We start from the raw sequence: 11,016 nt of genomic DNA, 5'->3' as shown, positions 1-11,016 counted from the left end.
GCTCGTCTACAACGAGGCGTGGGAGCGCGGAATTGCGTGGCAGGAAGCCATTCGAACCGGGGCGGGGATGCTGCTCACACAAGATGCCGAGCTATTCAAGACGGTTCTGATCGAGGGGGCCAAGAAAAACAGGGAAGACATCGAGCTCCCGTTCGGAGAATAGGGTATCCTCTCTCCACAAGACAAGTATCTGATTTATTTAGACGTGGCGAAGACAAATGTGCCGAGAATTCGAGTCCTATCAAGGCGGCGGATGGAACATTGGCGAGGTCTTGGAAGGCGAACCGCTACCGCTCGATGAGGCAGCCCTCCTGTTCTTCCGCGTGCCGGGCAATCTTCAGCAGCCCATTAGCCCTGCATGGCTCGCGCATGCCGCGTCCGACATTATGAGCCTGGGTGGCGTCACCGTCCTCAGCCTGGTGACGCTGCTCACCGCGATCCATCTGGCGATTGCCGGCAAGCGTTCCCTAGCTCTGTTCGTTTTCCTGTCGGTCAGCGGCGGGTGGCTCGTGAGCACCGTGCTCAAGATCCTGGTCGGCCGGAAGAGGCCGACGCTGGTGCCGCATCTTGCCGAGGTCGAGGACCTCAGCTTTCCGAGCGGCCACGCGATGCTGTCGGCGGTCACCTACCTGACGCTCGGCGCCTTGTTGTCACAGGGCAGGGGCCGCACCGAGAGGACCTATATCGTGGCATGCGCAATCCTGCTCACTATGCTGATCGGCGTGAGCCGCGTTTTCCTGGGTGTGCACTATCCAAGCGCCGTTGCAGGTGGCTGGTGTGCGCGTGCGATCTGGGCGCTCTCATGCTGGATGGTTGGCCGCCGGTTTGCGTTCGATCGATAAACCGGCCGTATTCTGCCGGTTAGGCTGGAGGGCCGAATTTCATTGTGATCACTGCCCCGGGTCGGTCGTTGCCCGCGCTGACCGTCGCACCGTGCAGATCGGCAATCTCCCGCACAAGACTGAGCCCAAGACCGCTGCCGGACGGGCTGCGGCTCTTGTCGAGCCTGTATAGCCGGCGAAACACATTTTCGCGCTCGCTTTCCGGAATACCCGGTCCGTTGTCGGCAACCGTCAGGCAAGGGCCCCCCAGTCACTTGGCGCTGGGCGCAGCCAGGCGTCGTCAAGACTACTCGGCGGAATAATCCATCTGCCGCAGGTCTTCGATCAGGCTTGGACCTGTCGGCGCCCAATCCAATTTCTCCCGCGTATGCGCGCTGGATGCTACTATATCCGCCCCGGCGAACATCGCGAACCAACCAAAATGCGGTGCCGCCTCGTCCGGCGAAAGGGAGACAACCGGAAGATCGAGGCCCGCAGCGACCACCTCGGCTATGTCGCGCGCCGCCACGCCTTCTTCGGCGACAGCATGGTAACGGGCACCTGCCTCGGCGCGATCAAGGGCAAGCACGTAGAGCTTGGCCACATCGCGTACGTGGCCGGCCGCCCAACGGTTGGCGCCTCGCCCGACATAGGCAACCACGCCTTTCTCCCGCGCCATCCCGATATAGGGGGAGATCAAGCCCTGTTTGAAGGTATCGTGTACCTGCGGCAGCCGCACGACGGACAGATTGACACCTGCTTCGAGCAAGGCCTGCCCCGCGAGTTCCGACGCGATGCGCGGATTGAAATGATGTGCATCGAAAACGTCTTCCCTGGCAGGCTGACCGTCGCCGGGGTCCCCCATGCCAACGCCCGACGTGATGAGCAGCGGCCGATCTGACCCCTTCAGCACAGATCCGAGTGCGGCAATGACACCGCGATCCTTTTCGCAATTTGCCACGAAATTCGTGAAATCATGATCAAAGGCCGTATGGATGATGGCGTCGGCGTTCCGTGCTCCATCCGCGAGGCCGGTTGGGTCCTCCAGCGTTCCGAGATGAGCGCTTGCGCCTACCGCGGCCAAAGCGTCCGTACCTGCCTTGGAGCGGGTGAGGCCTATGACTTCATGGCCGGCGGCCAGCAATTCGGGAAGAATCCGCGATCCGATGAAGCCTGTGGCACCTGTTAGGAAAACACGCATGGGAAAGTCTCCGATATTGACGTAGCGCCTGATCCCATGAAAAATTGTCCTGTTAAAGTAGTGACTTTATCATGGTATAACTATCAATAGGATCATGGGCGTGAATAGTTCCGAAAATAACCTGGGCACGTTCTTGCGCGACCGGCGCATGCGGCTAGATCCCGCGACATTTGGCTTCCAGATTGGACGCCGCCGCACGCCGGGCTTGCGTCGCGAAGAGGTCGCGCAGCGCTCGAACATAAGCCCGACCTGGTACACCTGGCTGGAGCAAGGGCGCGGCGGAGCACCTTCAGCGGATGTGCTCGATCGAATTGCCAATGGGCTCCTGCTGACCGAGCCCGAACGCGATCATCTTCACATTCTGGCTTTCGGCCACCCGCCGGAGGCGCGATACCGTCAACCCGAAGGCATTACCCCACGGCTGCAGCGCATCCTTGATGCTATGTCTTTCAGCCCTGCGATTATCAGGACAGCCACGTGGGATGTGGTGGCTTGGAATGCGGCAGCAACCGTGATCCTCACGGACTATTCCAAACTCCCCACGGATGAGCGCAACATCCTTCGCATGATGTTCTCTGACGAACGTGTTCGTGCGGCGCAGGACGATTGGCAGAGTGTCGCGCGCTATGTCGTTGCCGCGTTCCGAGCCGATGCCACGCGTGCAGGTGCCGGCGCGGAAATTCAGCAGTTGGTGGATGAGCTTTCAGCCAGCAGCCCGGAATTCAAGGCGCTCTGGGAGGACAATGAAATCGCGGGGCTCCGAGACGGCGTGAAGCGCCTCCACCATCCCGCCCTTGGACCCATAGAACTTGAATTCTCAAATTTTGCGGTCGAGGGCAGATCTGACCTCAACATGATGGTTTACAGTCCAGCGAACCCTGAGGTGATGGAGCAGTTTCGGTCCCTGATTTCGAGGTCGTGTCGGTGAGACAGCGCCTGATACGACGCTACCATTCATAAATAGGGCCTGCGATACCCTCCACGAGCGCTTGTCCCTCGTAACTGTCCTTGTCGGTTCAGGCTCGATGCATGTGGCCCGCTCCGGAGCGGCGTAGAAGACGCCTGCTTTTTGTGCCGAGATCAGCAACGCCCTCATGCCGGTGTCGTCGATAATGGATCCTGCATGGCGCTGAAACGTTCCGGCGTCGCCGGAGCGCAGCTCTCCGAGCGTGATCCGAAACTATTTGGCTTGAGGCTGAATGACATGTCTTTGGTTCGTGTCCGTTTAGACCACCTGGAATACTCTCTCAGTTCATTTCTTTGGACCGGCCTTTGGTTTTGGTTGATAACGGCGCCGTTTGTCGTTCGACCGCAAAGCATTGCGGAGATCTTTGTCGGTGAGGGAAAGGTCGAACCATTCGGGATCAAAGTGGCCCCCGCACCACCGCAGGGTGTCAGCATATTCCGGGTCTTCCCGGTCGGCGATGATCTCCAGGAAGCGCTCATGTCCCGACACCCCACCAACATCCTCGGGCGGACGCGCCCTTGCGCCGGCGACGCAGCTGCCGTGTGTCGGTGTCGAAGCGAGCGTCAAGAACTCCTCGACCACGACGGTATGTCGCCAGCCATCCCCGAAATCATAGTGGTAGCTGAAGACAGAACCTTGCTCGAAGTCCAGCAAGCGAACCTCCTTCTGATCGAAGACCCGAGGGTCGTCATCGGTGGCATCTTCACTCAGGATTTCGACGTCACCATATCGCAGACCACCGATGCGGAATTCGTAGAGATGATAGTTCCACCAGTTGAACGCTGCTTGAATTCCGAGATGAAGATGCTCCAGGTTCCAATGGACCGGCAGGACAAGGCGGCGCCAGACGTTGGGCTCGATCTCATCAATGGAAACTTTGACCTGTACAGCGTTTGCGTGGAACATGTTCGAATGAATAAGGTTGGTGGAGGGTCGTTGAGATTAACCACGAAGATGCCCGGTATCAAGCGACTGCGGTTCAGACCTTTCTTCACGACTCGCCTCCTATTTTCAGCGTCATCGTTCGATTCAGATCAATAGGGAGCTTGATGGAAGGGACCGATCGCCGACCGCCGTCATGGGTTTCATAATCATCTGGAGGAATGTTGCCATCCGGTGTCAGATCATCGACTGCCTTGGGCAGATCGCGGCTTAGGCGGCTGAGAATTTCCTCGGGCGACAAACCCGTTCGTGCAGACAGATCGTCAAGGACGTCCGGTCCCAATGCCTGTGATAGCTGGGTATCGTCAATTTCGTTGTTCGGTCCAGTTTCAACCCAGGATTTAGCCGTTTCGCCGTGACCGTTCTGCTGGAACTGTTTCAGAAGGTCACCGAGACCACCACCAAGAACGCTTCCGCCCGATGCGCCGCCAAGGAGGCCTCCGAGACCTCCGAGCCCGCCTGCGCTGCCGCCCGTCAGACCACCGAGCAAACCGCCAAGCCCGCCTGATTGCTGACCAGGCGTTCTATCGCCTTGCGGCTGTTGAACCCCCCGCAACAGCTCTCCGATTTTGTCCCTGTTCTGGAAGCCGGCTACCGCCAAGACTCCCAGTAGTGCCTTCAGTGCGCTGCTAGCCATTTCGGTTCCTCCAATTTTAATGTGGGGATCAACCCTCGGCCTTCTGATTGACGACTGATGTAGCGATGGCCGTAAGTGCCAGGTCGGTCGCCTGCTCCTCGTCGAGTGTCGTCTGGAGAAGACCGGCGGCGTCGCTCAGGCCAAGCTCCAGCGCCCACGTGCGCAGGGTACCGTAGCGTGACATCTCATAGTGCTCCACGGCTTGCGCAGCTGCCAGCAGCCCAGCATCGAGCGCGGGCGAACCTTCGTATTCTTCCATGATCTCGGCTCCCTCGTCGGTAATGCCGAGAATGGCGTCGCAGGTCTTCTGCTCGGGTTCTTCGCCAATGATTTCAAATACCTGTTCAAGGCGTTCGACGTGGACCTTGGTCTCGGCAAGGTGCTTCGTGAAGGCGTCCTTGAGCTGAACGCTTTTTGCCGCCTCATGCATCTTAGGCAGCGTTTCGACGATCTTGTTTTCGGCGAAATAAACATCCTTGAGCGTGTCGAGGAAAAGTTCGTCGAGTGTTTTGACTTCGGCCATGGGAAATTCCAATCCATTAAAAAAAGGCCACCGGACAATTCCGGTGGCCTGACGTTTTAAACAGTACGGCGGGTTGCCGTTTCAGCAACGATGATGCCGCTGCGTTTCGTGCCCGTCACGCCGCCGAACCACGATGCGATGGCACCGAGAACGAGGGCGATGAAGCCGAGGATCGCGCCTGCCGATACTGCGGCGGTCGCGGCTTGGGCTGCATCAACAGCCTGCTGCTTGGCAGCCGCGACATTCTCGCGGTATGTCTTTTCGTAGCCGTCGACCTCAGCACGGGCCTGATCGACAGGGATGTTTTTAGCCTTCGCGACCGCGTCGGCGGCGCGGACGCGGGCATCTTCTGCCGTTGCTTCGTCACCTGTCACGGCAGCCTGAACAGCGGCGATCGCAGCGTTCTGAAGCGCCTCCGGATCGTTGCCAGTCGAGTTGCGGATTTGCTGTTCAATGCCTGCCATGGGATTGGTCGAGTTGGCGACTGCCGGAGCGGCGGCCGTAACCGCTGTTGCCGCCGTCTGGCCCACGCCACCGACGACGCTCGACAGGCCGCTAAAGGCTCCACCAATGAGCGCGCCAACAGAGGTGGTCAGCAGATAGAGAATGACAAGCGTCGTGACAGCCCAGGAGGTGAGGCCATGGTAGCCGCCGGTCGACTTGCTTGGGCGACCGGAGAGGCGACTTGCGACGTAACCGCCAATATATGAAGAAACGAGGCCAGCGATAACGAACCAGATGCCGCCAGCGATAGAGAATGTGCTGGCGTCTGGATTGTCCGATGTTGCCGGATCAAGGACGGCAGCGCCGATCCCGACGCCGAGAAGGTTCAGCAGGAACTGCACCGCCAGGGCAACGGCGACGCCCGCGAAGATCGAGCCCCAGGAGATTTTGTTAAGAGCCGTAGTGGCGGTTGTGTCGCCGTAGGCGGTGTCGTGGTTGAGGTTGGTGGAGATCGGTACGGTCATGGACTGGTCCCTGATTGTTGATCACGGGTTCGTGAGTGGCGATGCAACTCTCCGGGGGCGCACAAGTTCCGCCAGCCGAAGCGAAGGTTACATGATGTGGTTGAGGGCGGCTTGGGCCGCCCTCAATTTTGAGCTCAGTTTCGGCGAATGCCGGTCGTGCCATCGGTGCGGACACCGCTATCCCGTTCGTCGTCGATTTCGACTTCTGTCTTTCGAACCGTGTCGGAAATCGTCTCTTCGCGCTGCTCGGCCGTCTTTCGGAGCGAGATTTCCTCGACGACGCGAGCATCTTTTGAAACCACCGCTTCCTCGCGATGCTCCTCGGCTTCGATTGTACGGTCAACGAAGGCGTCTTCGGTGCCAGTGAGCGGTCGGTCCACGGTGCGACGGGTCACTTCAACGTTCTCGTTGCGAAGTGATACGTTTTCGCTCACGGGCGTCTCGGTTAAGTAGGAGCGAACTTTCACGCGACCGTTGGATACGTCACGCTTACCGATCCGCAGTTCTTCCTCGACCACCGGGATGACTTCCTCGTCATCTGCATCAAGCGTAGAGGCGCTGGCCGATCCGCTCCCGCGATCATAGGAGGACTCCGCGAGAGCACCGTTCGAATTTTCGCGCGACCATCCCTCCGACTCCCAAGCTTTGGCGCGTTCATCGAGATTGATGCTGCCTTCGTCATCCAGGATGTCGAGTGCTGCGTCGTGCAGGTCCAGCGGATAACCCGTCACGGTGACAAGGTAGCCGCCGCGCCGGATGCCTTCAGCGTAGGTCGTGCGGTCGTCGTCCGCGAGGAATAGCTCTCCGAGATAGGCCCAGAAACCCTTTTCTTCTTCGATTGGCGTTGTGGTGCCAGTGGTGTCGGCAATGATCTGTATGGACGATCTCGGAATACCCGCCCCGGCAAGGCGCTCGATGGCGCTGTCCGCTTCGGATCGGTCGTCGTACAACGCGGTGATGGTGTTCGATCCACCATGCGGCGCTGCTGTCTGTTCGGTGTAGCTCATAGCGTTTCCTCTCTGTTGCTATTCGTCATGTCGTTCAATTGTGGCTGTCTGTTTGCGCAGGGTCACCGGGATAGACACCTCCTGCGAGGTGGCGATCTTTCGAATTCGGATTTCCTCGACGAGGACCAGCCGCTTTTCCACAACGACGATCTCCTCGACCACTGGGATGATTGTGATTTCGCCCTCGACTCGGGCGACGGGCATGGCATCGATTTCACGACCGATTGCCTCACGTGTGACTTCAACCCTCACGCCTGTGAGCGTCGCATGCGCTAGTTCATCAACTGAATTGCTGGAGGTAGATACCCGGACGCGGCCAGTGACCAAACGCTCTTTGTCGACGCTGGAAGTCTCTTCGACGAGCTGAATGGTAGTCTTGTCGTCGTCAGCCATGGTCACCGCCTGTGTTCGGCAGAGGAACTGTGAAGGCGTTGCATTGTTCCCGTATGCGTCAAATGCTTCTGGCGACACCACATCCATGTGAGCTTTGCACTCTGAGACGCACCAAAATCTTGCATCCACTGAAGCCATGGCGAGATCTGCAAGGTTCCATGAGGTCCATATAACGCATGCCGGGAAGGTCCGTGAAGGATGTCGTGCGCCACCGATCTTTGGGTCATCGAGGAACTCAATGACCGTATCGCGCACCTTGAGGGCAGCGCGGCAAAGAAGCTATTGTGCTCCCCTTTGGCGTTGACGAGATGGATGATCGTGTGCCGGCGGCGGCTGGCTTATGGAGCTCTTTATGAGATCGCCGACGGCGGAGCCGGCACGGTGAGCTGAAGCTCAAGGTTCGGCTGGATACCGTCGAGGCGTTTTATGCAATTGCAGATGCGCACGGTTGGGTTTTGTGGAGGCATTTGAGAAATGCTGTCATTATTAAAAGAAAAATATACTCCTAAATGGAGCTGTTTGCTCGAAACCTTGACCGTCACGGATTGGAGAGTGAGTTGGCAGGATGACAGCATGCATGTTGATACCTGCACAGCCAACCTTCCTGGTGTCTCTAGGGTTATGAAGCCATCGATATCCAGACGTCCAAAGCTGACAAGGGGAGATAGATTGCGGTGATGGCAGCGTAGTATTTTCGCTCACGTAGAAAGAACGCGAGAGCGGGAAGAATGATCATCGGGATGTCTGTAACAACCCAGGCCGATTCAAGCTGGCTTTGAAAGCCGAAGAGGTTCACAACAAATCCGAATAGAAGAAAAGACGTCAGCGAGATCAGCGCGAAACGCCCGTCCTGCTCGAAATAAACACGCAATCCCTGTGCTTCATCCTCACCGCGACTGGGCAAAAGAAGTGCTGCAGTTAGAAACAGCATGAGGGTCATGAAAACCAAGAAGATAAATTCGCTGAACTGAAACGTCTGCCGAAGCGTCGATAATTGATTGATTGCCCACCAATATTGCAACTGCATGATGAACAAGACACCGCTCCAGGCGAGTGGCACCCAATCAATGCGCGACGTTCTGCGGATGCGAAAAATCGTCACAAATCCGGTCAAGAGGCGGGTAACGGACAGCCCGAGGACCATAGATATTACAGTCGCGACAATCGAAAAGTTCATAGGCGTGCCATTTTTGCTACCAACCCGCCGCGACTGTACGGCTAGCCGAATTTATATCATCCTTGATCTGCGTCCAGCACCGGTCACCCTTGAAGGGTGCAAATTCCGCGCCTGGTGGTGCTTTTGTCCAATTACAATGGCGGCGAGTGTGCTGGTCAAGTAGGCAAGCGGATCGACGGCATTGAGCTTATAGGTCTCGATGAGCGATGCGATGGTCGCCCAGTTCTCTGCTCCGGCATCGTGGCCCGCAAACAGTGCATTCTTCAGGTTCAGTGCAATCCGCTGGATGGTTCGCTCGACGCTGTTGTTGTCGATCTCGATGTGACCGTCGGCCAGGAAGAGTTGGAGATCGCCCTAGAACTTGGTGATGTATGACAAGGCTTTGCAGATTGTGGCTTTGTCGCGACGTGAACACGGTGATGGGAAAGCCAGCTCTGAATGGCGGCAACGAGCGGCGCTGATCGTTGCCGCCGCCCGGCGAGTCGAGCCTATGATTCACTGCCGCGCAACTCGGCTTCGATCCGATACAGCTCTGCGATCCGCTTGACACCGTCTTGGGCAAAATGCCCCGGCGACCGGGCGCATAGGTGTGTGTTGGCGTGGCGTTTGACGCCTGTCGGGAAGTCCGGCTCGATTGGCTTTGATCAGCCTGGCGATACCGCCGGCGCAATGCAGGCTCGCATTCTCTTCCCGTTTCAGGTACCTCCGAATAAGCCGTTAACGGTAGCTTTGGGCCGAAAAGAGAATGCGGCAGTAACCAGCAGTTGTAGACGTAAAGCTGTTCGATCTTTGTGCTTGGAGACAAGTCCATGCGAACAATCGCCGGTATCATCCACTGGGGATTCGAGCACCAACGGCGACCGCTGATATCTCGGCAAGGACGAAGCCAGCCTTTGGACTTGGTACTTCATAAAGCGAAGGTGGGGTCCGGTGGTACCGAAACACGTTGGACGTGCAGGTGTTTCTAAATTCCGATTCAAAAGGCCCGAGCGAAACGCATTGATTGCAATCCGCGGTGTCGCGGATGATAAACATGATTTGGAGCAGGGTAGTTGCTCACCAACCTCTTAGATCGGGTGCGCTCGATCCTGATTTTTCGGAGATGAAACTTGAAAACCACCATTGGCATGCGCATCGATGCGGAGTTGCTCGCTGCGGTTCGTGCTTGCGCTCTGAGGGAAAATCGCAATCTCACGAACTTCATTGAATCCGCGCTGCGCGACCGGCTCAGTCGACATCGGGCGGAAGCACTGACGGTCGAAACAACGGCCGATATTTTGTCGGCTTCACGGGGAAATTGACCCTAGGGTATCCAGCCGCTCAATGTGTTTGTCTTTCTCTTCAACCGTGTCGAACAGCGCCAGCGTTACCCGTCAGTGAGTTTGGCGGCAAAGGAAAACAACGATCATTCAGCGTTCCCGTGTCGGATGTCGCCACGGGGAGAGTGATGGTCTCGCTGCCATAACACTGACGCTGGTCCTCGAGGCGGTTGGTATGGATGAACACGGTCAGGTACGCGGTCGCCAGTTGCTGCGGCGCAACTTTTCGGGTGCGGCGCAATAGGTCGCCACAGGCTTCTTCGAGCTCAATGTGGGTAGTCACCGGACGGCCGGGCGATCTCGGCGCGATGACGCTTTTGCGATCCGTCGCCGCGTCCTCAAGCGCAATGAATATTGTTCGGTTCCATAAATTGTCATTATTCCACTGGCAGGGAAAATGGGGACGGTTCTGGCCTCATGAGGATGTATATGTTTGACAAACTTTGCCAAAATCGAATATACTTCCTTCAAAAGGAGTTTCCGATGGCGACCATGAACGTATCTCTTCCAGACCCGATGAAGGATTGGGTGGAGGCGCAGGCCAGGACTGGGCGATATTCAAACGCTAGCGATTACGTCCGCGACCTGATCCGACGCGACCAGACACGAAACGACAAGATTGCCGCCATGCAAAGTTTCGTCGAGGCAGGGCTCCAAAGTGGTGTTGGCATTCGATCAAAGGATGAACTCTTTGCTGAGGCGATGGTTCGTGCCAGCGAATCATGAGTTTTAAGCTTTCTGTCGAGGCGGAAGAAGACATCGTCGCGATCGCCGAGCAGGGCGCCCGTATGTTCGGAGTAGATCAGGCAAGACGCTATCACGATGAGCTTTTCGCACTATTTGATCTGATAGCTGCTAATCCAGGCATCGCACGCGAACGGAATGAGATCGAACCGGCCGTCAGAATTCATCCCTTCAAGGCACACCTCATCGTCTATCGGGTTGAGGACGATGAGAATATTTTCGTAGTGCGAATTCGCCATGGGCATGAAGATTGGGCAAGTATTCCAATGTAGCGCCACGGATGGAGCTGTGGGGTTTGTGTGCCTTAAGTTCGAATT

At 57.3% G+C, this 11,016-nt stretch carries 13 protein-coding genes and 2 pseudogenes; 5 read left to right on the top strand and 10 right to left on the bottom strand.

Translation table 11 applies throughout. The annotated features are described in order from the left end of the window. Window positions 1-218 precede the first annotated feature (218 nt). Complete coding sequence (locus tag ASD32_RS22490; RefSeq protein WP_060640264.1) at window positions 219-842, top strand: phosphatase PAP2 family protein; 624 nt, start codon at window positions 219-221, stop codon at window positions 840-842. A 19-nt stretch (window positions 843-861) separates the two neighbouring features. Here ASD32_RS22490 and ASD32_RS29160 read toward each other — a convergent pair. Continuing rightward, window positions 862-1,077, bottom strand: a pseudogene (locus ASD32_RS29160) (sensor histidine kinase); the annotation flags it as partial. Window positions 1,078-1,128: 51 nt separating this feature from the next. Further along, the gene (locus ASD32_RS22485; RefSeq protein ID WP_060640263.1) at window positions 1,129-2,022 is read right to left on the bottom strand and encodes an SDR family oxidoreductase; all 894 of its coding nucleotides are present in this window, start codon (window positions 2,020-2,022) and stop codon (window positions 1,129-1,131) included. A 94-nt stretch (window positions 2,023-2,116) separates the two neighbouring features. On the opposite strand from ASD32_RS22485, the gene ASD32_RS22480 reads away from it, so the two are divergent. Continuing rightward, the gene (locus tag ASD32_RS22480) at window positions 2,117-2,950 is read left to right on the top strand and encodes a helix-turn-helix transcriptional regulator (RefSeq protein ID WP_060640262.1); all 834 of its coding nucleotides are present in this window, start codon (window positions 2,117-2,119) and stop codon (window positions 2,948-2,950) included. A 324-nt stretch (window positions 2,951-3,274) separates the two neighbouring features. On the opposite strand, the gene ASD32_RS22475 is transcribed toward ASD32_RS22480, so the two are convergent. From ASD32_RS22475 to ASD32_RS29155, 8 genes and pseudogenes are all read right to left on the bottom strand, one after another. Continuing rightward, on the bottom strand, window positions 3,275-3,895 hold the full coding sequence (locus tag ASD32_RS22475) for a plasmid pRiA4b ORF-3 family protein (protein WP_060640261.1): 621 nt from the start codon (window positions 3,893-3,895) through the stop codon (window positions 3,275-3,277). 85 nt (window positions 3,896-3,980) lie between these two features. After that, the gene (locus tag ASD32_RS22470) at window positions 3,981-4,568 is read right to left on the bottom strand and encodes a YidB family protein (protein ID WP_082546889.1); all 588 of its coding nucleotides are present in this window, start codon (window positions 4,566-4,568) and stop codon (window positions 3,981-3,983) included. Window positions 4,569-4,596: 28 nt separating this feature from the next. Beyond that, window positions 4,597-5,091, bottom strand: coding sequence for a DUF892 family protein (locus ASD32_RS22465; protein ID WP_060640260.1), 495 nt, complete (start codon window positions 5,089-5,091; stop codon window positions 4,597-4,599). A 56-nt stretch (window positions 5,092-5,147) separates the two neighbouring features. Continuing rightward, window positions 5,148-6,059, bottom strand: coding sequence for a hypothetical protein (locus tag ASD32_RS22460; RefSeq protein WP_060640259.1), 912 nt, complete (start codon window positions 6,057-6,059; stop codon window positions 5,148-5,150). A gap of 134 nt (window positions 6,060-6,193) precedes the next feature. Beyond that, entirely contained in the window at window positions 6,194-7,066 is an 873-nt protein-coding gene (locus tag ASD32_RS22455; protein WP_060640258.1) for a DUF2382 domain-containing protein, read from the bottom strand. Between the two features lie 18 nt (window positions 7,067-7,084). Further along, on the bottom strand, window positions 7,085-7,459 hold the full coding sequence (locus tag ASD32_RS22450; RefSeq protein ID WP_244490235.1) for a DUF2382 domain-containing protein: 375 nt from the start codon (window positions 7,457-7,459) through the stop codon (window positions 7,085-7,087). Between the two features lie 619 nt (window positions 7,460-8,078). Continuing rightward, window positions 8,079-8,636 (bottom strand): hypothetical protein, encoded by a 558-nt coding sequence (locus tag ASD32_RS22440; protein ID WP_060640255.1) that lies wholly within the window; start codon window positions 8,634-8,636, stop codon window positions 8,079-8,081. Between the two features lie 51 nt (window positions 8,637-8,687). Continuing rightward, a pseudogene (locus tag ASD32_RS29155) lies at window positions 8,688-9,287 on the bottom strand (transposase); the annotation flags it as partial. A gap of 458 nt (window positions 9,288-9,745) precedes the next feature. Between ASD32_RS29155 and ASD32_RS22430 the strand changes: the two are divergent. From ASD32_RS22430 to ASD32_RS22420, 3 genes are all read left to right on the top strand, one after another. Then, the gene (locus ASD32_RS22430; protein ID WP_060640253.1) at window positions 9,746-9,937 is read left to right on the top strand and encodes a hypothetical protein; all 192 of its coding nucleotides are present in this window, start codon (window positions 9,746-9,748) and stop codon (window positions 9,935-9,937) included. 501 nt (window positions 9,938-10,438) lie between these two features. Beyond that, a complete protein-coding gene (locus tag ASD32_RS22425) occupies window positions 10,439-10,681 on the top strand; it encodes a type II toxin-antitoxin system ParD family antitoxin (RefSeq protein WP_060640270.1) in 243 nt (80 codons plus the stop codon). Continuing rightward, entirely contained in the window at window positions 10,678-10,971 is a 294-nt protein-coding gene (locus ASD32_RS22420) for a type II toxin-antitoxin system RelE/ParE family toxin (protein ID WP_060640252.1), read from the top strand. Before ASD32_RS22425 ends, ASD32_RS22420 begins: the two co-directional genes overlap by 4 nt. The last annotated feature ends 45 nt before the right edge of the window (window positions 10,972-11,016 follow it).

Origin of the sequence: Rhizobium sp. Root483D2 (genome assembly GCF_001426685.1) — a bacterium.
Classification (GTDB): Bacteria; Pseudomonadota; Alphaproteobacteria; order Rhizobiales; family Rhizobiaceae; genus Pararhizobium; species Pararhizobium qamdonense.
The sequence above is the reverse complement of the archived record's forward strand: the minus strand, read 5'-3'. Positions and strand labels throughout refer to the sequence as shown.

Coding starts and splice junctions, on each gene's coding strand:
- ASD32_RS22490 (WP_060640264.1), top strand. CDS start 219: ATGTGCCGAGAATTCGAGTCCTATCAAGGCGGCGGATGGAACATTGGC.
- ASD32_RS22485 (WP_060640263.1), bottom strand. CDS start 2,022: ATGCGTGTTTTCCTAACAGGTGCCACAGGCTTCATCGGATCGCGGATT.
- ASD32_RS22480 (WP_060640262.1), top strand. CDS start 2,117: ATGGGCGTGAATAGTTCCGAAAATAACCTGGGCACGTTCTTGCGCGAC.
- ASD32_RS22475 (WP_060640261.1), bottom strand. CDS start 3,895: ATGTTCCACGCAAACGCTGTACAGGTCAAAGTTTCCATTGATGAGATC.
- ASD32_RS22470 (WP_082546889.1), bottom strand. CDS start 4,568: ATGGCTAGCAGCGCACTGAAGGCACTACTGGGAGTCTTGGCGGTAGCC.
- ASD32_RS22465 (WP_060640260.1), bottom strand. CDS start 5,091: ATGGCCGAAGTCAAAACACTCGACGAACTTTTCCTCGACACGCTCAAG.
- ASD32_RS22460 (WP_060640259.1), bottom strand. CDS start 6,059: ATGACCGTACCGATCTCCACCAACCTCAACCACGACACCGCCTACGGC.
- ASD32_RS22455 (WP_060640258.1), bottom strand. CDS start 7,066: ATGAGCTACACCGAACAGACAGCAGCGCCGCATGGTGGATCGAACACC.
- ASD32_RS22450 (WP_244490235.1), bottom strand. CDS start 7,459: ATGGCTGACGACGACAAGACTACCATTCAGCTCGTCGAAGAGACTTCC.
- ASD32_RS22440 (WP_060640255.1), bottom strand. CDS start 8,636: ATGAACTTTTCGATTGTCGCGACTGTAATATCTATGGTCCTCGGGCTG.
- ASD32_RS22425 (WP_060640270.1), top strand. CDS start 10,439: ATGGCGACCATGAACGTATCTCTTCCAGACCCGATGAAGGATTGGGTG.
- ASD32_RS22420 (WP_060640252.1), top strand. CDS start 10,678: ATGAGTTTTAAGCTTTCTGTCGAGGCGGAAGAAGACATCGTCGCGATC.